The sequence below is a fragment of the Desulfobulbaceae bacterium DB1 genome (genome assembly GCA_001914235.1).
Taxonomy (GTDB): domain Bacteria; phylum Desulfobacterota; class Desulfobulbia; order Desulfobulbales; family SURF-16; genus DB1.
In genome coordinates this window covers 116,933-139,940 of the sequence record MQUF01000002.1, presented here as the reverse complement: position 1 = coordinate 139,940, position 23,008 = coordinate 116,933, and the positions used below count along the sequence as shown (strand labels likewise).

Here is a 23,008-nt window from a genome sequence, read left to right as displayed (position 1 = left end):
ATGCAGTATAAACATAAAAAGCTGATCTGGCAGATTTTTCCCGCCAACCTGGTCATTACTTTGATCGCCATGCTGGCCGTTGCCTGGTATGGATCCGCCACTCTGCGGAATTTTTTTTACCAGCAGAGGACCTCTTCGCTGGAAGCCAAGGCATATCTGGTGAAAGACCGGATGAACGAATTGTTTTCCGCCGGCCGGATTGACGAGCTGCGCAGCTTTACCCGCAAATCCGGACGTGATGCGCGAATACGGATAACCATTGTTGACCTTTCCGGTAAAGTTGTTGCCGATTCCAGTGAGAATCCGGATGTCATGGAACCCCATAAGCTCAGACCGGAAATCATGGCCGCTTACGGCGGCGCAATCGGGCATTCCGTCCGTTTCAGCACAACCCTGAAGGAAAATATGCTGTATGTGGCCCTTCCTCTCCCGGCAACCGGGCACATCCCGGAACGAACGGAAGGAGTCAGCGGCAGGGTCGCAGGCGTTTTACGGGTGGCGGTTCCCGTCACGGTGATCAGCCGGACGCTGCGTGATGTGCGGACAAAAATTGCGATGGGCGCTGTTGCGGTGGTTTTTCTTGCCGCTTTCATGACGCTTCTTGTGTCGCGCAGAATCAGCAAGCCACTTGAGGAGATCAGGCAAAGTGCCGCGCGTTTTTCCCAGGGCAATTTCACCCAGGGCATGTCCCTGCGGAAAAGTGAATCCGCGTCGCTTGAGGTTGCCGCTCTGGCCGACTCCATCGACAGGATGGCCGCCCAACTCAATGAGCGCATTGAAACCATCAGCCGGCAGAGCAGTGAACTGGAAACCGTCTTTGCCTGCATGACCGAGGGTGTTCTTGCCGTTGACAATGAAGAGCGGATTATCAGAATGAATCAGGCGGCGGCTAAAATTTTTGATGTTGATCAGGAAGAAGCCGAGGGCAAACTTCTCCAGGAGATAATTCGAAATGTTGAGCTGCAGCGGCAGATCAAGGAGATTCTTGCCGGCCTCAACCCTCTTCAGGGCGAAATCGTTTCCCTGGAAGGGCAGCAGGAGCGGTATCTGCAAACCAACGGCGTGCCCCTGAACGACGGCAGCGGCAAGAATAACGGCGTGCTGGTGGTGTTCAATGATGTCACCCGTCTGCGGCGTCTGGAGAATGTGCGGCGAGATTTTGTCGCCAATGTTTCCCATGAATTGAAAACACCGATCACATCCATCAAGGGATATATCGAAACCTTGCTCGACGGGGCACTAGACAACAGGGAGGAAGCCGTTTCCTTCCTCAAGATTGTTCTCAAGCAAAGTGACCTGCTTCATGCCATCATCGAGGATCTGCTGTCTCTTTCCCGGATCGAAGAGCAGTCTGACGACAGCGGGGTGGAGCTGAAAAGGGAAACGCTGTATCCGGTGCTGGAAGAATCCGTGCTGACCTGCACGATGAAGGCGGCGCAAAAAAATATCCGCATCACCCTTTCCTGCCCCGAGAATCTGCAGGCCGGAATCAATGCCACTTTGCTGGAGCAGGCGGTGGTTAATTTGGTGGTCAATGCCATCAAATACAGCGAGGAGGGCAGCGAGGTGATCATCCGGGCCGAAGAAAAACAGCTTGCGGATGGGACCGGGCAAATCGTCATCAGCGTCCGGGATTTCGGCGTGGGTATCGCCAAAAAACATCTGCCCCGCCTCTTTGAACGCTTTTACCGCAGTGACAAGGCCCGCAGCCGCAAGCTCGGCGGCACCGGTCTGGGGCTTGCCATCGTCAAGCATATTGTCCAGGCTCACGGCGGGGATGTTTCCGTGCAAAGCCGCGAAGGCGAGGGATCAATATTTTCCATCATCCTGCCGGCTGCGTGATGAACGGGGCTTGCGGTTCATCAACACAGCCCGGCAAAAAGATGATGTGTCATCCATTGGGGAAGGCAACCCGCTTGCCGATTCGCCGGCAAATGATACTATGATTTTCTGTAGTTATAAGCCTGCGCGGGGATCAACGGGAAGGAATTTTCTCTTCCCGTTGATTTATTTTGGAAGGGGAATTGAAAGCACATCACATAATCCCTTTTTCCTTCCAGAATTTGATGGCTCCGGGATGGAGCGGGGTGACGATTCCCTTGATGCCGTCCTTGATGCTCATGGCCGCGGCTGTTTTCTTTACCTTGCGCATGTGAGCCAGGCCGGCATCGGTGTAAATCTTGGAGAGCAGGGTGTAAACGACCTCTTCGGGAACGTCCTTGTTTGCCACCCACAGGGCGGAGTCCTGGTAGGAATGTACATCCCTGTCAACGCCTTTATAGGTTCCGGCCGGAATGACAACCTTGGTGAAAAAAGGATATTTCTTAAAAAAACCCGATTCCTCGGCTTCTTGGGAAAGATCAACCAAATCGATGTTGTTGGACTCGGCCAGCATGGTAATGGCACTTGCCGGATAACCGACAAAAAGCCAGAAGGCATCGAGCTGGTTGTTGCCGAAGGAGATGGCCGCATCGTTATATCCCATGCTCTTTTTTTGTATCTTGTCCCACATGCCCAGATGGCTGAAAAAACGTTCGCAGTTGGCGAAGGCCCCGGAGCCGGTATTGCCGACACCGACATTAAGGCCGACAAGCTGGCGTACCTTTTTGACACCTGAATCCTTGCCGACAACAAGCTGAGCCGGCGCGCCATAGAAGTAGCTGACGGCAAGGACGTTTTCATATTTGGTCGGATCATCTTGCAGCAGGCCGTTTCGCCCCATGTAGACCTCGCCGGAATAAACAACACCCATGGCATATCTGCCGGAATCAACCTTGCGCAGATTTTCCACGGATCCGGCCGACGCCTTGGTAACCAGGCTGAATTCCCGGATCTCTTTCACCGGTGCATAGGTGGCGATTGCCGACGTCATGAACTGAAAGGTGCCGCCCGCCGGACCGCTGCCGAAGATGTAAACGTCCTTGCCGTGACCGGTTGCGGGCTGTGCCATGATTGCAACCATCATTGCGCAGACAGCAAGCAGAGTCTTGATCGCTTTGTTTTTCATGATCTGCCACCTTTTGTTTTAATCATCCGGGTTTTGTTTTTTGTTCGTGCGGATCTCGGCACAACGCTCTCGACGGTTGGTTGGGTAATGTGCGGTTTTTATTCCGCCAGGAAGGCCGCCTTGAGAAACTCTCTGTTTAATCTGGCAATGTGGCGGATACTGATGCCCTTGGGGCAGGCTGCCTCGCATTCCCTTTCATTGCCGCAGTTGCCGAATTTTTCCTCGTCCATCCGGCGGATCATGTTGAGCGCTCTTTCCCGCCGCTCCGGATGCCCCTGGGGCAAAAGGGCCAGCTGGGAAACCTTGGCGCTGACAAACAGCATGGCCGAGGCATTGGGGCAGGCGGCAACACAGGCGCCGCAACCGATACAGGCGGCTGCGTCCATGGCCTGTTCCGCGATTTTCTGGGAAATGGGAAGCGCGTTTGCGTCAGGCGCGCTGCCGGTATTGATCGATACATAGCCGCCGGCCCGGATGATGCGGTCAAGACTTGCGCGGTCAACCATCAGATCCCGTTCCACTTTGAAGGCTCGCGAACGGAAAGGTTCGATGACCAGATGGTCGCCGTCGTTGAAATGGCGCATATGCAGCTGGCAAAGGGTGGTGCCTTTTTGCGGACCATGGGGGCGGCCATTCACCACCGCGCCGCACATGCCGCAGATCCCCTCCCGGCAGTCGTGATCAAAGGCAACCGGCTCCCGGCCTTCCAGGGTCAGCTTTTCGTTCAGCACATCAAGCATTTCGAGGAAGGACATGTCGGTTGAAATTGCGTCCAGGCTGTAGCGGGCAAAGTCGCCCTTGGCAACGGCATTTTCCTGACGCCAGATTTCAAGTGTTATGTTGATTTTTTCGCTTTTTCCCATACGTCTCTATTTGTAACTTCTTTGGCTCGGCGTGACATTTTCAAAGGCCAGGGGCTCCTTGTGCAGCCGGGGTGATTTTTCATTTCCCCGATATTCCCAGGCCGCCACGTAGCAATACTTTTCATCGTCACGTTTGGCTTCGTGTTCCTCGGTCTGGCTTTCCTCGCGCAGGTGGCAGCCGCATGATTCCTGCCGGTTTAGGGCGTCAAGCAGCATCACTTCGGCAAATTCAAGATAATCGGCCAATCGTCCCGCACGTTCAAGGGACTGGTTGAGCTGGTCCGGTTTGCCGGGTATCAGCACATTGTTTCGGAATTCGCCACGTATTTCGGGCAGTTTTTGCAGGGCAGCTTCAAGACCGGCTTTATTTCGGGCCATGCCGCAGGCATCCCACATCAGTTTCCCGAGTTCACGATGGATGTCGTCCACCGTCCGTTTTCCCTTAACGGCAAGAAGGTCGTCAATGGTCCGTTTTGCTTTTCCTTCGGCCTCGACAAAAGGGGCAGCGGTGGGGCAGGGCTGGTCACGGCTGCATGCGGCCAGATAATTGCCGATGGTGTTGGGCAGGACAAAATAGCCGTCGGCCAGCCCCTGCATCAGGGCGCTTGCGCCGAGCCGGTTTGCGCCGTGATCGGAGAAATTGGCTTCACCCAGCACGAAAAGCCCGTCAATCGTGCTCATCAGGTTATAGTCGACCCAGAGACCGCCCATGGTGTAATGAACAGCCGGATAAATCATCATCGGCTGAACGCCGGGGTTCTGGGCGGTGATTTTTTCATACATCTGGAAGAGATTGCCGTACTTGCGCCGGATGATTTCCATGCCGTCCCGTTTGACGGCATCGGCGAAATCGAGATAAACGGCCAGGCCGGTCGCGCCGACCCCCTTGCCCCGGTCGCATTGCTCCTTGGCATTGCGTGAGGCCACGTCCCGGGGCACCAGGTTGCCGAAACCGGGGTACTTGTTTTCCAGATAATAATCCCGTTCTTCTTCAGGGATTTCCGTGGGCGGACGGTTGTCGCCGGCTTTTTTCGGCACCCAGACCCGGCCGTCGTTGCGCAGGCTTTCGCTCATCAGGGTTAATTTTGACTGGTAGTCCCCATGCACGGGAATGCAGGTGGGATGAATCTGGACAAAGGAGGGGTTGGCAAAAAAGGCGCCTTTCTTACAGGCGCGCCAGGCCGCCGTGACATTGGAGGCCATGGCATTGGTGGACAGGTAGTAAACATTGCCGTAGCCTCCGGTGGCCAGCACGACCGCATGGGCCGCATGGCTGCTGATTGCGCCGCTGCGCATATCGCGGGTGATGATGCCGCGCGCTTTTCCTTCTTCAACCACCAGATCAACCATTTCCCGGCGCGAATGAATGACAACCCTGCCTGATTCAACCTGCCGCATCAGGGCGCTGTACGCCCCCAGCAACAGTTGCTGGCCGGTCTGGCCCCTGGCGTAAAAAGTGCGGGAGACCTGGGCCCCACCAAAGGAGCGGTTGGCGAGAGTGCCGCCGTATTCCCTGGCAAAAGGCACACCCTGGGCCACGCATTGATCGATGATGTTGTTGCTGATCTGGGCCAGGCGGTACACGTTGGCCTCCCGAGCCCGGAAGTCGCCGCCCTTGATGGTGTCGTAAAAGAGGCGGAAGACGCTGTCGCCGTCGTTCCGGTAATTCTTGGCCGCATTGATACCGCCCTGGGCGGCGATGCTGTGGGCCCGGCGCGGGCTGTCATGGATGGTGAAAACCTCGACATTGTAGCCCAGTTCCGCAAGCGTTGCCGCGGCCGAGGCGCCGGCGAGCCCGGAACCGACGATGATAATCCGGTATTTGCGTTTATTGGCCGGATTGACCAACCTGCTTTTAAAGCAATGGCTGTCCCATTTTTCAGCGAGCGGTCCTTCGGGTATCTTGGCGTCCAGTATAGTCATGATCTTTAGAGAAGGAAATTATCAAGCAGCAGGGTGCAGAACGGGATGAAGATGAATATGGCGCTCACGAGCAGCGATATCATCAGGGCGCCGTTGCGCATGGTCGCGTCATAAGTCGGGTGGTTTACCCCCAGGGTCTGCAGCAGGCTCCAGAAACCGTGGCTGACGTGGAAGAAAAGGACGGCCAGGGAGGCTATGTAAAAAAAGGCATACACCGGGATGCGGAAAAGATCCCGCATCATCTCGGCAACGGAGCCGGGGTGGTCGGTAAATTGAAAATTTATCAGGTGGATGACAAGAAAAATAAGAATAACCATGCCGCTGTAAGGCATGGAGCGTGATCCCAGGGTGCGTCCGCCGGATGATTTCGTTACCAGATAACGAACGGGGCGGGCCTGCATGTTTTCCACAAACAGGGTCAGGCCGGTTGCGATGTGGAGGAGAAAAACAGCAAGCAGGATGAATTCAAAAACATGGATCAGGACGCCCAGTGAGTGCAGCCGGGAGGCATAGGCAAGAAACGCCTCACGTCCGAAAAATGCAGTTGCATTGCCCAGCCCGTGCATAATGAGAAAGAGGCTGAGAAAGGCCCCGCTTGCCGCCATGATACTTTTGCGGCCGACGGATGTTCGGAAAAAGCGTGTAATGATCATTTGAAATGTTTGTGCGCTGTTGCTGCCTTGAGATTCCTTTGAAAAACAAGGGGTTTCGGCTGCCGACAAGCGCTCTGAATTGTTTTTCTATCCTCGCATGAGAATGATACGTGTTTCGGGCAAGTCAAAGAAGAAAAACTATACTGTATCATCAAAAAAATGACCAGTAGAAATACCTAATCAAATGAAAAAGAATGAGTGGGATTGTTGCTGGCAACGGGTGGAATTAACCATATGTTGCCGCAGAATAAAGCAAAAGAGGCTGATTTCCAGTTCTTGATCGGCATTGTCCGGCGTTTCGAAATATTCGTCAGCCCCAGGTAAAGCAGTTTGGACATCGACTCATCATCAGGAAAGGAGCCCCGGTTTTTGGTTACCTTTCGCAGAGACATGTTCAGCGATTCAATGGTGTTGGTCGTGTAAATCACCCGTGGGAGTTGATGGGGACGTCCCTATTGGTTCTTCACGAGTTGATTTGCTTTGTTGGGCGCGTTGTTGGTTTACTCGCTCCGGACGTCACTGACCCAATCGTTGGTTTTCATCACTTTGCTGAAGCGGTTTTGCGTCACCAGTATGGCTCGATGAAGTTCTTCATCTGTCACGGCCCCAGCCTCGTTCTCGAACGACAAAGTTCCCGTGGCGTCGGAGAGAAACTCAACGGCATAGCCGAGATGGAAAGCGCGTCGCGCCGTGGTATCGCAACACATTTGCGTCATGTATCCGCATATGGTGAGTGTATCGATGCCGTTACCTTTGAGCCATTCTTCCAGTTTCGTTTCCGTGAAACTATCCGGCCAGTTTTTCTCAATCAGCGTGTCTCTGTGCCGCCTGTTGACATCGGGGTGAAGTTCCCATTCCGGGCTGCCTTTCCGAAAGACAGGCGAGGTTTGCGACTTGGCCGCATGCTGGATCACCACCACGGGGATTTGATTCGTCGTTGCGGTGTCCATTGCTGCCAGAATATTGTCCATGCTTCCAGGAGGATAAGACACTGGCAGTTTCCCTGTGAAATACTCGTTCTGAACATCAATAACTAACAATGCACGCTTCATCTTTCCAACTCCTGCAACCATGAAATGATTTTTTCAGCACGGTTGGGGTGAGGAACGAACCCCAACAACATCATTCTCTCTCTCCATAGCCGTTTTGATCGTTGCCGCAGATTCCACCGCTCCAATCGTGATTCATCATCCCCGCCTCGATATACCGGTGGATGCTCGAATACGGCCAATCCGCCGAGAAAAAGGACCCGAAAGGAATGTCAAAAATAAATCTGTCCCCCTTTGCGTGTTTAATGCGTGTTTAACGAACAAGGTCAGATTGTGGCGCGCTACGCTTGCACAATCTGACCTTGTTCGTTAGGCATGTTGACTTTTAATAGCCTATTGTTCATGAACTCAACGGTATTTTCGTACTTTCTTCTTATATCTTCATCTAATGATGAAAAAGGACCAAATGAGCTTTCAAAAGCCTTATAAAAAAGCTCAACAGAAATAGGCGGTGCCACCTTTAAGTCAGTTGCGAATATAGCTGGCCAATTGACGACGTAAGAGGGCTTTGTCCCATTCTTAATTGGTACATCCCACTCAATGATTGAGGGTTGTGTGCCAGAAGTTAGGTCTAAAGAACTAGTACCATGTAACCTTAATTAGTTCGCATTTATTGTCCGTGGTGATATACTGATGGCATCCAACATAAGGAGGCCATCATGTCACCGAGATACAGAGTTACTTTGACCAAAGAGGAACGCAGCGAGCTTGAGGCATTGACGAAAAGGGGGAGAATCGAGGCCAGGCGATTCAGACACGCCCGTGCTTTGCTTCTATGTGACGCCGGTCCAGAAGGTTTGGCATGGAAAGTCGCTGATGTAGCTGATGCCCTGGGGGTAACCAGCCGCTCAATTGAACACCTGAAGAAGCGCTTTGTCGAAGAAGGACTCGAGGCTGCTTTGGAGCGCAAGCCAAGCGAGAAGCCGCCAAGAGAGGTTATCTTTGACGGGGCATTTGAGGCACGATTGATTGCGTTGGCGTGTTCCGAAGCACCGGAAGGACGCCAGCGATGGACAGTCAGGCTACTTGCGGAAAAAGCAGTTGAATTGGGTTTTGCTGATAAGGTTTCGCACATGACAGTGCAGCGGGCATTAAAAAAAATGAACTTCAACCTCACCGCAAGAAATACTGGAAAATCCCGCCGAAAGGTAACGCAGCCTTTGTAGCGGCGATGGAAGATGTTTTGGAAGTGTACCATTTCCCATATGATCCTGAGTATCCAGTGGTTTGTATGGACGAATCTTCCAAACAGCTGATTGGTGAAGTTCGAGAGCCAATACCAGGAAAACCAGGCCAAACGCGGTGCATCGACGATGAATACGTCAGAAATGGCGTGGCAGAAATATTTATGGAAGTTGAACCGCTGACCGGTCGGCGCCATGTAGCGGTCACGGAACGGCGAACCCGTAAAGATTGGGCGGCACAGATCAAGCAAATGCTGGATGAGCGTTATCCTCATGCTTGCAAGGTTCGTCTGGTTATGGACAATTTGAACACGCATAATATCGCCTCACTCTATGAAGCCTTCGAACCCCAAGAGGCGAGGCGGTTGGCGGAAAGACTCGAAATTCATTACACACCCAAGCACGGAAGCTGGCTCAACATGGCGGAAATCGAACTCAGTGTTCTCAAGGGACAGTGTCTTGATCGCCGGATACCAGAAATGGCGGTCATGCAGGCCCATGTTGCTGCCTGGGAAAAAGCGAGAAACAATAGCGCGAAGAAAATTGTTTGGCAGTTCAAAACATCGGATGCTCGTATAAAGCTCCAACATCTGTATCCGAAAATATAAAAGTTACTTAGTACTAGCCGCTTTGCCAGCTGGCTCTGAAAATGTGATCCCAAGCCATTTTGCATTTTCTCCTGCGTAATAGGCATCAATTAAAGCTGGGCCAGCAAACATAGATTCTTCAAAATTGACATTGAATCGGCCAAGGCCAATTCCAGCTCTGACAGGAACACAATTGAATAATGCCTTATGGAAAATTTCTGTTACTAGAATAATTAATGATTTTAATTCGATAGGCGATGTGCTGTTTGTAAATAAAAAAAGTGTGTCAGAAAATGTAATGAAGTGAATGTTTTCAGCTACCTTAAATATTTCGCCTTTATCGGTAAATTCATATTGATTGAATCGTTGTTCGTTTCGAACATGAACTAAGTCAGACAGCACCCCCCATGCATCATCAAAGTTCTTCTCCACTAACTTTGACATGCCAAGAATATCAATATGAGCAACACAACTTTCTGATTGGTTCATTTTGATTGCCTAACGCCAGCTTCACGCGCGGCAACTTTTTGCCGTCGCAGTGAAAGCAGTGGTTATAAGAAATATTAAACTTCACGAAAAGGGGACAGATTTATATTTTATTCTTCTTGGGCCTTCCTGGACCGCGCAATTCAATTCGGCGACCCAATTTTCGTGAAATTTCTTTTTCAAACTTGCTGTTCGCCGTCAATTGTCCCCGTTGAGTCGCCTCACGGATCAATTTCCATTCCCCATCTGGAACGGTCCCACAAAGCCATTTTGCGTACTTCTCAGCCCTTTCATTTGCAGTATCAGCAAGGCCCAGATAGAAAAGATCGAGATCGAGCCATGACTGTTCTTTGATGCCGGTCTTTGCAGGACAACTTGACCAGGCATATTGAGAAGGGTCTTCAACCATACCCGCACGTACTGGATTCAACTCCACGTACCTGCAGCAGGCAAGCAGATATTCATTTGCATTGATCGGGCTTGATTTGAAACGGCCTTCCCAGAGCGAACCGCTCCGTTTCTCCATCTTGTTGACATAGCGGGTCTGGCGGCCAGCTACCCGTTTCATGAGCAGACCCAGATTTTCAGCTTGATCTCCCGGATCGATAACGAGATGGACATGGTTGGTCATCAGGCAGTAGGCGTAAACTTTACATCCCAACTCGATTTTCCATTCCCGGAGATTATCAAGGTAATACAGGTAATCAGCATCTCCAGCAAACACCACCTGTCGGTTGTGACCGCGCTGAATGATGTGGTGCGGACAGTTTGGTAGAACTATTCGGGCTCGACGTGGCATAAAAAAAACTTACCATCCGCCGAAAGGAATGTCAAAAATAAATCTGTCCCTTTTTTATCCTCCGCTGAAAAAGGAATGTCAAAAATAAATCTGTCCCCTTTTTATCCGTTTTATCCGTTGTCGGTCGGGGCGGCAAGTTGCAGCAACTGGAGTAACTGTCGCCGGCGGCTGGCCGGGGGGATAGTTTGTCAAAGATCAGAAAGCTTGCCGGGGCTAGCCCGCAGCTGCAATGGAGCGGTGTTGTCTAAAAACAGCAAAATCGGCTATAATCCAGCCAGTTTGGCCACTGAAAGCGGCAACGAGGCACTATCGGCCCTGGTGGGCCACTGGTAAAACTCGAAACCGGCTGTTAGTCCTTTGCGCTTGTTGGGCAACATGGCCAAATCGGGAACGACTGAGGAGTTTCTAAACAAGAGCGTGTTCTGCCAAGGAAAGCTCGCATAGTAGCCTTCACGCTCGGCATCAGGAAGACGCTGCAGAATGCAGTGAACGATGCCACATGCCGATATTCTCTCGCCCGCAATTTCTTTTGTATTTGTGTCCATGGCTACAATGACGTCAAAAGTGGAAGACAGGTGCCGGAGGATATCAGGTTCGCCGTCCACAACCTTGTCATGGATGCGAGTGATGACCCTTTCTTTTCCCGACTCACTTTCGTAGTGCGTTTGCGAATAAGTCACGACAGGCTTGATCAAACGATTGTCATGGGTTATTCCGGTAAACTCCATTTTTTCTTTGTCGTAGTAGACACCGCGAAGGGGCTCGGAAGACCCAATCATTACGGAGCGCTCGCGTGGCTTTTTGTCTATGCAGCACCGCTTGTATTTTTTACCACTACCACAGGGGCAAGAATCATTTCTGCCAGGCTTGCTCACAACGATCTCCGTTTACTGCCATAACAAGTTATTAACTGGACGGAATTCGTTCTATCAATAGCCATATTTGTGGTGTTAGCGATAAAAGCAAAATGCATACCGGTATTTGAAGTCGGCAAAAGAAAACTGAAAAAAGTGGTCAATCCCGCTTTTGGCTTTTATCCGTACATAAAAGTCAATACTTCCAAACCCAACAATGCCATTATTCTATTAGGTGCAATACTTAGCAAGGAAAATATGACGCGTATTTTTTGAATTACTAAACAATATAATTGAGATGTGAAATAAAGCGAAAAGGGGACAGATTTATTTTTTATTCTTCTTGGGCCGTCCTGGGCCGCGCAATTCAATTCGGCGACCCAATTTTCGTGAAATTTCTTTTTCAAACTTGCTGTTCGCCGTCAATTGTCCCCGTTGAGTCGCCTCACGGATCAATTTCCATTCCCCATCTGGAACGGTCCCACAAAGCCATTTTGCGTACTTCTCAGCCCTTTCATTTGCAGTATCAGCAAGGCCCAGATAGAAAAGATCGAGATCGAGCCATGACTGTTCTTTGATGCCGGTCTTTGCAGGACAACTTGACCAGGCATATTGAGAAGGGTCTTCAACCATACCCGCACGTACTGGATTCAACTCCACGTACCTGCAGCAGGCAAGCAGATATTCATTTGCATTGATCGGGCTTGATTTGAAACGGCCTTCCCAGAGCGAACCGCTCCGTTTCTCCATCTTGTTGACATAGCGGGTCTGGCGGCCAGCTACCCGTTTCATGAGCAGACCCAGATTTTCAGCTTGATCTCCCGGATCGATAACGAGATGGACATGGTTGGTCATCAGGCAGTAGGCGTAAACTTTACATCCCAACTCGATTTTCCATTCCCGGAGATTATCAAGGTAATACAGGTAATCAGCATCTCCAGCAAACACCACCTGTCGGTTGTGACCGCGCTGAATGATGTGGTGCGGACAGTTTGGTAGAACTATTCGGGCTCGACGTGGCATAAAAAAAACTTACCATCCGCCGAAAGGAATGTCAAAAATAAATCTGTCCCTTTTTTATCCATTTTTTATCCAATTGATGGTCCAGGACATCAAGAAGCTCTTTCAGTTGCTCCATATCTTGGTCATCAATTTCGCCATCTGGAAATACGGTATACATTGTTTCGGACCACCAAGTAGATATCACCACGAAAAGGGGACATACACGAAAAGGTTCACGCCTTTGCGCATGCGCTTGCTAGGTGGTGTGGGGGCTGGGGAAGAGAATCCCCCGGCTACCCTATTTGGCCTCTTCGTTCCTTCAGCTTCTTGACTCTGCCTCGCCAGTATCTCGGGCGTCTCTTCTGGTGAGCCACCGCCACGATCACGACCAATGCGGCTTCCACGGAGTACATGACGTTGTAAGGGAAATGATGGAGAACCTTCCTCCTGATGCCACTGACGACTGCAACGGCCGCGTCGGGGTTCTGAACGATTAACGAGATCGCCCTGTGAACCTCTGCGATAAAGGCCATGCCGACGCCAGGAGCCTCTTCCTCATAGTACCGAACTGCCTCACGAAACTCCGCGTCGGCCTCAGGAAGGAACTCCGTGTTCATGAGATGTCCGCAATAGCGCGGCGAAACACCTCGTCCGCGGGAATGCCCTTAACTTTTCCGGACCGGAATTCCTCGATCCGGCGTTCAGCCTCCTCGAGCCAAAGCCGTTCGATTTCCGATTCAGAAGGTTCATCCAGACTCATCAAGAGTTTTCCCGCAAGCTGGGCTCGTTCTTCAAGGGTCAGTTCCATGGCCACCGCCATTGCTTCAGTTAGTCTCGTGGACATATGCATATTCTCCTTTCTCTGTTTGGCCGAACAAGTTATTAGCTGGACGGAATTCGTTCTATCAATAGCCATATTTGTGGTGTTGGCGATAAATGAAAAATGCATACCAGCATTGAGGTCGGCAAAAGAAAACTGAAAAAAGTGGTCAAGCCCGCTTTTGGCTTTTATCCGCACATAAAAGTCAATACTTCCAAACCCAACAATGCCATTATTCTATTAGGTGCAATACTTTGCAAAGAAAATATGACGCATATTTTTTGAATTACTAAACAATATAATAGAGATGTGAAATGGGAAGGTCAAGATCTGGAAGGCTTCCCAGAACGAAAGACTATTCCTGCCCAGGTGTCGCTTGCGACATCTCATGTTTCATTCCATACAACGAAATGGAAAAATCCGATCAGGTCAGGGCCATTTTTTTCAACAGCAACAGCAGGCCGCTTTGTTCCAGCCTTTGCAGGCCGGCCTGCTTGGCAAGCTGCAGGGCCTTTTGGTAATCCCCGTGATCCAGCGGTCGGTCGATGGGGGGAAATTCATGGGCCTTGTATTGCGGGCGATATTGTTCCATGACATTGACATAGGTGGCGGGGGAGAGGGAGGCGAGAAATGCCATGATCTCTTTTGTTTCCTGCAGGCCGCCGGGCATCACCAGATGGCGAACCAGAAGCCCTCTTTCGGCAATGCCGTTGTCATCCATGACCAGATCACCGACCTGGCGGTGCATTTCGGTCAGCGCTGATCGTGCCGCTTCCGGGTAATCCGGTGCATTGGCATAACGTTTGGCGGAACTGGCATCCCAGAATTTGAAATCCGGCATGTAGATATCGATGATGCCGTCAAGCAGGCCGAGTGTTGCAAGCCCGTCATAGCCGCTGCTGTTGTAAACCAGCGGCAGGGTCAGTCCCTTTTGTACGGCAATGGGCAGCGCTGCCGTGATCTGGGGAACCACATGGCTCGGGGTGACCAGATTGATATTATGACATCCCTGTTTCTGCAGGCTTATCATGATGGCCGCGAGCTGGCCGCTGTCAACTTCAACGCCTTCCCCCTGGTGGCTGATGGTGTCATTTTGACAAAAAACACAGCCCAGATTGCAATTGCTGAAAAAAATGGTGCCGGAACCGCTGACGCCCACCAGGCAGGATTCCTCGCCGAAATGGGGGTGGTAGCTGGCGACCATGGCCTTTTTGCCGGTGCGGCAGAAACCGGTTTCTCCCGCTGTCCGGTTTACCCGGCACTGACGGGGGCAAAGCCTGCATTCATCGAGAACTGCCGTTAGCCGGGATATTCTCCGCTCAAGCTCCCCTGACTCATAAAGCGTAAGATACGCGGCCTTTTTTTTGTTTTTTGCCATTTCGCCCTGCCGTCAAAAATGATAGTGTAGCAGTCTGTTTCATTCACATATTTTAACAGGAATCCTTCAGGTCTGTCCATGCAAGGCTGGCAAAACATTCTAAAAAAAAGCATTATCAGGGCAAAAGACATCCCGGCTCACTTATCGCCGGACGCAGAGGAAATAGCCCGCACCGCCGAGATTTATCCCATGCGGATCAACCCGTATTATTTCGGGCTGATTGAGGCCAAAGACGACCCGATCTGGAAACAGGCGGTGCCCTCGGGTCTTGAACTGGAAGACCATGTCTGTTTTGACGATCCGCTTGACGAGGAAAATCTCAGTCCGGTGCCCAACCTGATCCACAAGTATCCTGACCGGGTTCTTTTTCTCGTCAGCTCCCAGTGTGCCATGTACTGCCGTTTCTGCACCCGCAAACGCAAGGTGGGGACGGAGAGAATGGTTATTTCCCGGGAGACGGTGAGGGCGGGTATCGATTATATACGGAAGCATCCGGAAATCAGGGATGTGCTGGTTTCCGGCGGCGATCCGCTGCTGCTGGCAGATGAACTGCTGGACGAGATTCTCACCGCTGTAAGGAGTATTCCCTCGGTACAGATTATCCGCATCGGCAGCCGGGTACCCTGCACCCTGCCCATGCGGGTGACGGGAAAGCTGGTAAAGCTTTTGCGCAAATTCCATCCGCTGTATATCAACACTCATTTCAATCATCCGCGGGAAATCACCCCGGAAGCTGCCGGGGCTTGCGGGCGCTTGGCGGACGCGGGCATTCCGCTGAGCTGCCAGACCGTGCTGTTGCGCGGGGTCAACGATGATCCGCAAACCATGCGGGATTTGATGCAGGGGCTTTTGATGATCAGGGTTCGCCCCTACTATCTGTTTCAGGGCGACATGACCCGCGGCACCAATCATTTTCGCACGCCGATCAGCGATGGCATGAAAATCATGCGTGCGCTGATCGGCCACACCTCGGGACTTGCCGTGCCCACCTTTGCCCTTGATGCGCCGGGGGGCGGCGGCAAGATCCCTCTTTCACCCGACTATGTGACAAAAGTCGGCAGTCGGCTCGAGTTCGTCAATTACTGCGGCAAAACCTGCTTCTATGAGAACGCCGGGTAAGCAGGGCGTTGCCGTTTGATCCGGGCAGCGCCGGAAAAAAGAAACGGTTTGCGCGGCCACGGCCCCTAAAATTCCTGGAAATTATCATCGTCCAAAGGAATGACCTCTTCCGGGGACCGTTTTTGCTTTGCCGCTTTCCCCGTGCCCCGCAATGATGATTCGGGGTGAGGCAGTCTGGCCTGGCCGGGTGCGGCAGCGGCAGCCGCCTTCTTTTTCATTGTTTTCGGGGGGGCTCCCCCCTTGTTTTTTCCGGCAGCCTCGGCTTTGCCGTCGCTTTTGCCTTCCAGAATCCCTTGCAGGGCAAGGACTATTTCCTGCATGTGGAAAGCCTGCGCTTTCAGTTCTTCGGAGGCGGCGGCGGACTGCTCCGCGGAAGCCGCGTTATTCTGGGTGACGGATTCCATTTCCGAGATTGTTTTGTTGATCTGGTCGACACCCTGGGCCTGCTCGCGGGAGGCGATGGATATCTCGTTGATCAGTTCACCGATTTTCCGGCTGGCGGTGGCAACTTCGTTGAACGTCTCATTGGAACTGCCGGCGATGATCTCGCCTCGTTTTACTTTTTCCACGGTGGATTCGATGAGGGTTGCGGTGTTGCGGGCCGCTTCGGTTGCCCGCATGGCAAGACTTCTCACTTCGTCGGCCACCACGGCAAAACCGCTGCCCGCGGCACCGGCGCGGGCAGCCTCGACAGCGGCATTGAGGGCGAGAAGGTTGGTTTGAAAGGCGATTTCATCGATGGTCTTGATGATTTTCGAGGTCTCCTCGCTTGCCCGGGAAATTTCTCCCATGGAGACGATGAGTTCTTCCATTGATTTTTTCGCCCGCTCGGTGATTTCCGCCGTCTGTTTCATCAAATTGTCCGCCTCGTTGGAGTTGGCGGCCGTGGCCTTGATCATGGAGGTTGTTTCTTCCATGGAGGCGGATGTCTCTTCCAGGGCCGCGGCCTGTTCGGAGGCGCCGGAGGCAACCGCCTGGCTTGACTCGTTGATTTCATTGGAGGAGTAAGTGACGTTTCTGCTGCTCTCTTCAAGACGGCTCATGGCCGAGGAAAGTCCTTTGACGATTGTCGAACTTGACAGGTAAAGAAAGAGGCAGACAAGGACGAGCAGGGAGGCGCCGCCGATAATGAGAAACCATTCCAGTTTTTTGATGAAGGATAATTCTTCGCTGGCATCCCTGACAAAGACCAGCGCGCCTTTGATGTCTCCGGAAAAATCAAGCAAAGGGATTGCCGTGAGCAGACGTCCGTCTTTTTCCGCCGCAGCTTGGCCGGATGCGGTTTCCCGCAGGAAATCGGCCGTGACATAGGGATCGGTTTCCTCACTTTTTGAAGAATAAATGCGGACGAACCCGGCGGTTTCCGGCAGCTGTTTGTCCTTGAAATCCCTGGCGATTTCAAGTTCCTTGATGTCCATGTAGACCGCCATGTTGTCCGATTCAAGAACATGGGCCGTCTCGAAAACCTTATTGAGTTCAAGCAGGGTCTCGACGGAGCCCAGATGCTCGCCCGAGGGCCCGGTAACCGGGACGATGCCCCGCACCTCAAAACCGCCGCGTCCTACCTCGATGGCGGACAGCGGCTTTTTTTCCTCATTGACCTTCAGGATGCTGGGGCGGAAACTGGAAATATCATCTCCACCGTCTTTTTTGCCCGGTTCCTCCCAGATGCGGAGGAGGCTTCTGGCCGGCGGCAGGTGGAAATGGATTTTGAATTTCTTGACGCCGAGCACCTCGGTGACCTTGTGATGCATCGGATCCGTGCTTTTGCGGAGCAGGGTGCGGCCTTCGCCTTCCTGGCCGCTTTTGGCCAGTTGATACGCTTCATCCACCCCGGGAAGTTCCGATACCAGGGCCGCGATGGTGATGGCCTGCTGCTCGATGGCGGCAAGACTTTTCTTGGCAAGCCGGGCCTGGCTCTGCGACAGTTCTTCGATTTTTTTCGACCAGAGGTGATTCTCTACCCACAGGGAGACGCTGATCAGGAAAACTGTGGAAAGAGTCATGAGGAGCAGGGGGATAACCATTACCTTGAAACGCAGTCCGAATCGCATGGGGCCTCCTTGGAAAGAAATTGGGAACAGTATGTATTATTAAATTTTTAGTACATTGTGGTAGTGTTGTCAAAAAAAACAGCCATCCTTTTTTTACCTTCTGCCTCCCCCCATGCCGGAGCCGGGTCCCATTCCCTGTCCGCCTCGACCATATCCGTCCCCGGAGCCGTCCCGTGGGGCATTTTCCGGCGGACCACCGTATTTCCGCTGCTCTTCAGCCGTCATATTCATGAATCTTTGTTGCCACTCGCGGTGGAATGCCTCGCGTTCCTCGGCCGGAGCCTCTCGCATGGTTCCTCTCATCTGCGCCAGTTCCTCGGTGGACATCGCGCTGTAATCCGTTGCCCCGAAAACGGGGGCCCCGCAAAAAACGATCCCGACAAGGGCCGGGATAATGTTGCTGAATATTTTCCGCATAACTGTTTCCTCCCTTAATCCGTTGCATGAAGTCGATCATCGGCGGCAATCCTTACGAATCGGAAAGAGGGGAATTGGATGAACGTGTCACGAAAATTTTATCACATGGTTTTTGATTCATTCAAGAAGAAGTTTGTCGGAAAACATTCTTGGGTGGTGAAATCGTCTTTTTGCCATTACAATAAAAGCAGGCTGATTTTTATATAATTTGGGTAACTATTCAGGTAGATAGGCGAAAGGCTGTAGGCTGAAGGAAAGACGTCACAAAATATGAACGTATGCAGTACAGACAGCCCGACAGTCTTCAGTCTATAGCCTCAACACCTGAGTAGTTACAAATTTTGCAAATACGCGGAGCGCTGTTTCATGCAGGAAGTTACCCTTGGATTGGCTGTTTTACTGGCAACGGGAATGTTCGTTGCCAAGGCGGGACAGCTGCTCAAACTGCCTTCCGTCACCGGCTACATCCTGGCCGGCTTTCTTCTCGGTCCGGGCGGATTCGGCCTGGTGACGGCGGAAAGCCTCGGCCGGCAGCTCGATCATTTCACCCGGATCGCGTTGATGCTGATCGCCTTCGGCATCGGCGAACAGATCGAGCTGAAACGTGTTCTGGCCGCGGCCAGAAGTATTACCCTGATCGGTTGCTTTGAGGCCATGGGGGCTTTTCTCCTGGTCAGCTGCGGTTCCTATGCCGCTGCCCGGTTTTTCGGTATCAATTCCCACTTTCAGCAGCCCCTTGATTATCTCGTCATGGCCCTTCTCCTCGGTTCCGTTTCCGTGGCAACGGCCCCTGCCACCACCCTGCATGTCATGCGGGACATCAAGGCGAAAGGGCCATTGACCTCCACCCTGATGGCGGTCATCGCCATTGATAACGGATTGGCAATTGTCTTTTTCGGCATGGCCACGTCCCTTGCCGGGCAGTTGATCGGCGACGGCGGCGGCTGGCTGGCCGGCCCCTTGCTGGGTGGCCTGTACGAAGTCGGGATGTCGTTGCTGACCGGGGTCGTCACCGGGCTTTTGATATCGTTTGTGTCTCGTTACCTGCGGCGGCAGGGCGAGATGCTGACCGCCGGGCTGGCCCTGCTGCTGCTCGGCGGCGAGCTGTGCCGTTATTTTCATTTTTCCCCCTTGCTGGCGGGCATGGCGGCCGGTTTTGCGGTCATCAACCGTGTGACCCGCGATGTCCGGCTGTTCCGGGCGCTTAATGCCTTTGAACCACCCATCTATGTGCTTTTTTTTACCCTGGCCGGCACCCATCTCGATTTCACCGCGATCGGTAAGGCCGGCTGGCTGGGACTTGTTTATTACACCTTCAGGGTCATGGGCAAATACAGCGGGGCATACAGCGGGGCATTGCTTGCCAAAGCGCCGGTCGCGGTGCGAAAATATCTCGGCCTGGCGCTGGTGCCCCAGGCCGAGGTCGCCATCGGTCTGGTGATACTGATCGGCAGCGAGCCGAAGCTTGCGGTTTTTTCCCAGATTGTCGCCCCGGTGGTGCTGGTCGGCGTCATGCTCTCCGAGCTCACCGGTCCTCTCTGTGCCAGGTTTGCCGCGCAGCAGGCCGGTGAAGTCCCAGCCTCCAGGCTGGACCGGAAACAAACGACAGGGGGGAAAACCAAGCGGAACGGGAAAGATCCGCGACCCTATGCCGATGTTTCCCTGGTGCCCTGGAGCTGGGAAAAGCTGCAACCCCATCCCGCGCCTGACGGCGTTGTCGCCTTCGGCGCCTCTCACCCCTTGACCGTATGTGGTTTGGCGCGGATCGCGACAATACTCGCCCATCATTATCATGCAATACCCTTGGCGGTGCGGGTTGTGGGGCCTGATCGAAATAAAGTGGCGCACGCGGCTGCTGTTGAAAATCTGTTTCGCGACGAAAAAGAGGAGGCCAAAAGCCTCGGCTATGAACTCGTCACCGAACTGATCCCTGACAAAAGTGTCGCTTCCGGTTTGGTGGCCGCGGTCGAGTACAACCGGGCAAAGGCGGTGGTGCTCGGTTATCCCTTGGAGGGAACCGCCCAGGGATTTCATGAAATTCTTGAAAAAGTGGCGGGCAATGTTGCCTGCCCGGTTGTGGTGGTAAGGTTTTACGGCGAACTGCATACGGAGAAGATTCTCGTCCCGGTCAGAAGCATGGATGAACTCGCCGATGTTGAAGCGATTGTCCATGCCTTTTCCCGTGTCGGCAGTCATCAGATCACCATCCTGTATCTGCTTTCGGCGGATGAATCCGATGATAAGGCCGTCGTAAAAAAAGAAGAGATAAAAAGATGGATGAGGCGTCTTGACATCAGCGCGCAAATGCGTTTCCAGGTGGAAAAAACAGAGGCCCGCCAGGAAACCATTTTCAAGGAAGCGGAAAAACATGACCTGGTGATCATGGGCACATTGCGCAAAAACGTTTTGCAGAGGCTCTTTTTTGGTTCTCTGGCTGAAACCGTGGCCCGATCGATTCACCGGCCTCTCTTGATTGTGTATCGGCCGAAAAATGAGGCGCTGTAACCGGTCTCGTAAAAAAATGAGGAGACAATGGATTCCGATTTCATCAATACCCATTATTTTCTGGTCGATGGGCCTGATCTGCGAGCGGCCATAAACAAGGTGAACCATTTTTTTGCCGCCACGGTACTGATCCGCTATGAACAGGTGACGGTGGACGAAGGGCAAGCCCGTGCCGGGGTGGATGCGGGGTTTGCCGGAATGCTTGCCAAGGCAATTGCCGGCAATAAAAGTTTGCTTGCCAAACTGCTCGGTGAACTCGAGGAGGAAGGTTTTGGTGATATGGGCCGCTGGAACGCCATGCCGCAAGGGTATCTCAGCAAGATCGTCCACTCCGTGGCCCACATGCTGGACGGTTTTTTCGGGGTTGACTCCGCCTTTTATAATTTGATTGATGATTCCCACTGGGTGTCGGAATCATTGATGGCGCAGATCAAGAAAACACCGGAGCGGTTCTGGTTGATCACGGCGGTCGGCAGCTCCCACCTGCCGGAAATTGACAGGGTGCCCTTTCTCCGCCGTCACGGCAAGGAGTGACAGGGAAGTGCCTGAAGTGCGCTAAAGTGAAAAGTGCCTCACCTCGATGGGCAGGTACTCGGGATCCCAGCGCATGCCGGCAATCAGGGCGGCCAGCCGCTTTGGGTCATTGTCATGCTGGAAGTCGCTGAAGGCGCAAAGACGACCCACATTGGCGGTGATTGCCGTCAGGCCCACGGCCTGGGCCACCTTTTGGCTGACCTCTCGCAGGGTTGCCACCGGCGGCAGCAGTTCACCCCGTTCCATGGCCTCATCGGTGACGCAGCGGGAAACCGCATGAGCCGCGGCGGTGAAAAAGGAGGGCAACACCTCCTTGGCCCCGGAAGCAATGATGCCGAGTCCGACGCCGGGAAAGACAAAAACGTTGTTGCACTGCGCGACCCTGTATGTCCGGCCGTTATGGGTTACCGGCGGGAAGGGGCTGCCGGTGGCGACCAGCGCCCGGCCATCCGTCCATCGGTAAATGTCCTCGGGCAGGGCCTCGGTCATGGAGGTGGGATTGCTGAGCGGCAGGATGACCGGTCGTGACGTATTGCCGAGAGACGCCTTTATCACATCTTCGGTAAAACAACCACCCTGACCGGAGGTGCCGATTAAAACCGTCACCTTTTCGTTTTTCACCACATTGACCAGGGAGCCGTCCCCGTCCTGTTGATACCAGGGGAGTCCGGCCGGATCCTTGGCGAATTTTTCCTTATAGGGTTCAAGGTTGCGTGTTGTCGTCACCAGTCCGCGGCTGTCCAGGGTAAAGATCCGGCGCCGGGCTTCCTGGGGGCTTAAGCCTTTTTCCCGCAACGCGGTTTCAATCTGTTCGGCAATGCCCACCCCGCCTGCACCGGCACCATGGATGAGATAGACCTGATCCTCCAGCTTTTCTTTTTTAATTCGCATGGCGGTCAGGATGCCGGCCAATGTTACCGCACCCGTGCCCTGGATATCGTCATTAAAGGAAATCAGGTCATGCAGGTAGGCGTCGCGAATGGCAAAGGCGTTCTGCTTGGAAAAATCCTCCCACTGGCAGAGGGCGTTGGGAAAGACGGCCCGGAACGCCTTGGCAAAGCGCTGGACGAATCTGACATACTCGTCGCCGGAGAGCCTGGAATGACGCCAGCCGAGATAGTATTCATCTTCCAGCAGGGCCTTGTTGTTGGTGCCCACATCAAGGGAAACCGGCAGACAGTGCCAAGGGGCAATTCCCGCCCCCTGGGTATAAAGCATCAGTTTGCCCAGGCAGATGGCAATGCCGCCCGCTCCCTGGTCGCCGATGCCCAGGATTCCCTGGTTGTCGGTGACCACCGCCACCCTGATTCCCAGGTGCACGTAGCTGCGCAGGATTTCCTCGGCCCGGTCGATGTTGCCGGGGTAAAAATGGATGCCGTTGGCGGTGCGGAAAATGGAGGAATAACGCTGACAGGCGAGTCCCACGGTGGGGGTGTAGATGATGCCCATCAGTTTTTCGATGTCGCTTTGAATCAGGGCGTGGGCCAGGGTGGTGTTGCGGTCGTACAGGGCGCGAATGTAAATGTAGCGCTCAATGTCGTTTTCCTTGTTTCGCACCTTTTCCGCGCTGTTGACCACCTGCAGTGCAAGGGGACGGGGAGAGGGCGGAAAAGCGCCGTCAAGGCCGAGACGTTTGCGTTCATCTTCGGTAAAGGCCGTTCCTTTGTTGATGTGGTTGAAATACTGGAGCGCAAGCCCGGTTTTTTTGACGATAATTGATTCGGTATTGCCGTATTCGCCATACTTGAATGCGTACATGTCTTCCGTCATAATT

Annotated in this window: 21 protein-coding genes and 1 pseudogene; 6 read left to right on the top strand and 16 right to left on the bottom strand. The window is 53.1% G+C overall.

The window, feature by feature from the left end:
* Entirely contained in the window at positions 1 to 1,842 is a 1,842-nt protein-coding gene (locus tag BM485_01405; GenBank protein OKY76755.1) for a hypothetical protein, read from the top strand.
* Between the two features lie 193 nt (positions 1,843 to 2,035).
* On the opposite strand, the gene BM485_01400 is transcribed toward BM485_01405, so the two are convergent.
* From BM485_01400 to BM485_01375, 6 genes are all read right to left on the bottom strand, one after another.
* Positions 2,036 to 3,007, bottom strand: a complete 972-nt coding sequence (locus BM485_01400) for a C4-dicarboxylate ABC transporter substrate-binding protein (protein ID OKY76754.1) — start codon at positions 3,005 to 3,007, stop codon at positions 2,036 to 2,038.
* Between the two features lie 98 nt (positions 3,008 to 3,105).
* Positions 3,106 to 3,870 carry a succinate dehydrogenase/fumarate reductase iron-sulfur subunit gene (locus tag BM485_01395; GenBank protein ID OKY76753.1) on the bottom strand — a complete coding sequence of 255 codons (765 nt, stop codon included), beginning with the start codon at positions 3,868 to 3,870 and terminating at the stop codon, positions 3,106 to 3,108.
* A gap of 6 nt (positions 3,871 to 3,876) precedes the next feature.
* The gene (sdhA, locus tag BM485_01390; protein ID OKY76752.1) at positions 3,877 to 5,793 is read right to left on the bottom strand and encodes a succinate dehydrogenase flavoprotein subunit; all 1,917 of its coding nucleotides are present in this window, start codon (positions 5,791 to 5,793) and stop codon (positions 3,877 to 3,879) included.
* Positions 5,794 to 5,798: 5 nt separating this feature from the next.
* Complete coding sequence (locus BM485_01385; protein OKY76751.1) at positions 5,799 to 6,446, bottom strand: hypothetical protein; 648 nt, start codon at positions 6,444 to 6,446, stop codon at positions 5,799 to 5,801.
* A gap of 176 nt (positions 6,447 to 6,622) precedes the next feature.
* Positions 6,623 to 6,874, bottom strand: a complete 252-nt coding sequence (locus BM485_01380) for a hypothetical protein (protein ID OKY76750.1) — start codon at positions 6,872 to 6,874, stop codon at positions 6,623 to 6,625.
* Between the two features lie 72 nt (positions 6,875 to 6,946).
* Positions 6,947 to 7,498: an isochorismatase gene (locus tag BM485_01375; protein ID OKY76749.1), complete on the bottom strand. Its 552-nt coding sequence runs from the start codon at positions 7,496 to 7,498 to the stop codon at positions 6,947 to 6,949.
* 656 nt (positions 7,499 to 8,154) lie between these two features.
* Between BM485_01375 and BM485_01370 the strand changes: the two genes are divergently transcribed.
* Together BM485_01370 and BM485_01365 are read left to right on the top strand one after the other, a co-directional pair.
* A complete protein-coding gene (locus BM485_01370) occupies positions 8,155 to 8,661 on the top strand; it encodes an IS630 family transposase (protein OKY76748.1) in 507 nt (168 codons plus the stop codon).
* 5 nt (positions 8,662 to 8,666) lie between these two features.
* Complete coding sequence (locus tag BM485_01365; protein OKY76747.1) at positions 8,667 to 9,287, top strand: IS630 family transposase; 621 nt, start codon at positions 8,667 to 8,669, stop codon at positions 9,285 to 9,287.
* Between the two features lie 3 nt (positions 9,288 to 9,290).
* Here the strand turns inward: BM485_01365 and BM485_01360 are convergent, their stop codons facing one another.
* The 7 genes and pseudogenes from BM485_01360 to BM485_01330 form a co-directional block, all read right to left on the bottom strand.
* Positions 9,291 to 9,710, bottom strand: coding sequence for a hypothetical protein (locus BM485_01360; GenBank protein ID OKY76746.1), 420 nt, complete (start codon positions 9,708 to 9,710; stop codon positions 9,291 to 9,293).
* Positions 9,711 to 9,855: 145 nt separating this feature from the next.
* Positions 9,856 to 10,551 (bottom strand): transposase, encoded by a 696-nt coding sequence (locus BM485_01355; GenBank protein OKY76745.1) that lies wholly within the window; start codon positions 10,549 to 10,551, stop codon positions 9,856 to 9,858.
* 800 nt (positions 10,552 to 11,351) lie between these two features.
* Positions 11,352 to 11,426: pseudogene (locus tag BM485_01350) on the bottom strand (hypothetical protein).
* Positions 11,427 to 11,732: 306 nt separating this feature from the next.
* The gene (locus BM485_01345; GenBank protein OKY76744.1) at positions 11,733 to 12,428 is read right to left on the bottom strand and encodes a transposase; all 696 of its coding nucleotides are present in this window, start codon (positions 12,426 to 12,428) and stop codon (positions 11,733 to 11,735) included.
* A gap of 272 nt (positions 12,429 to 12,700) precedes the next feature.
* Entirely contained in the window at positions 12,701 to 13,024 is a 324-nt protein-coding gene (locus BM485_01340) for a hypothetical protein (protein OKY76743.1), read from the bottom strand.
* A complete protein-coding gene (locus BM485_01335) occupies positions 13,021 to 13,251 on the bottom strand; it encodes an addiction module antitoxin RelB (protein OKY76742.1) in 231 nt (76 codons plus the stop codon). The genes BM485_01340 and BM485_01335 overlap by 4 nt, the downstream gene beginning before the upstream one ends.
* A gap of 400 nt (positions 13,252 to 13,651) precedes the next feature.
* A complete protein-coding gene (locus BM485_01330; GenBank protein OKY76741.1) occupies positions 13,652 to 14,605 on the bottom strand; it encodes a radical SAM protein in 954 nt (317 codons plus the stop codon).
* Positions 14,606 to 14,683: 78 nt separating this feature from the next.
* On the opposite strand from BM485_01330, the gene BM485_01325 reads away from it, so the two are divergent.
* Positions 14,684 to 15,724, top strand: coding sequence for a lysine 2,3-aminomutase (locus tag BM485_01325; protein ID OKY76740.1), 1,041 nt, complete (start codon positions 14,684 to 14,686; stop codon positions 15,722 to 15,724).
* 65 nt (positions 15,725 to 15,789) lie between these two features.
* On the opposite strand, the gene BM485_01320 is transcribed toward BM485_01325, so the two are convergent.
* Complete coding sequence (locus BM485_01320) at positions 15,790 to 17,778, bottom strand: hypothetical protein (protein OKY76739.1); 1,989 nt, start codon at positions 17,776 to 17,778, stop codon at positions 15,790 to 15,792.
* 93 nt (positions 17,779 to 17,871) lie between these two features.
* The gene (locus BM485_01315; protein ID OKY76738.1) at positions 17,872 to 18,195 is read right to left on the bottom strand and encodes a hypothetical protein; all 324 of its coding nucleotides are present in this window, start codon (positions 18,193 to 18,195) and stop codon (positions 17,872 to 17,874) included.
* 366 nt (positions 18,196 to 18,561) lie between these two features.
* Between BM485_01315 and BM485_01310 the strand changes: the two genes are divergently transcribed.
* The gene (locus BM485_01310; GenBank protein OKY76737.1) at positions 18,562 to 20,700 is read left to right on the top strand and encodes a hypothetical protein; all 2,139 of its coding nucleotides are present in this window, start codon (positions 18,562 to 18,564) and stop codon (positions 20,698 to 20,700) included.
* A gap of 27 nt (positions 20,701 to 20,727) precedes the next feature.
* Positions 20,728 to 21,234 carry a hypothetical protein gene (locus BM485_01305; protein ID OKY76736.1) on the top strand — a complete coding sequence of 169 codons (507 nt, stop codon included), beginning with the start codon at positions 20,728 to 20,730 and terminating at the stop codon, positions 21,232 to 21,234.
* Positions 21,235 to 21,255: 21 nt separating this feature from the next.
* Here the strand turns inward: BM485_01305 and BM485_01300 are convergent, their stop codons facing one another.
* Positions 21,256 to 23,004: an NAD-dependent malic enzyme gene (locus BM485_01300; protein ID OKY76735.1), complete on the bottom strand. Its 1,749-nt coding sequence runs from the start codon at positions 23,002 to 23,004 to the stop codon at positions 21,256 to 21,258.
* Positions 23,005 to 23,008: the final 4 nt, after the last annotated feature.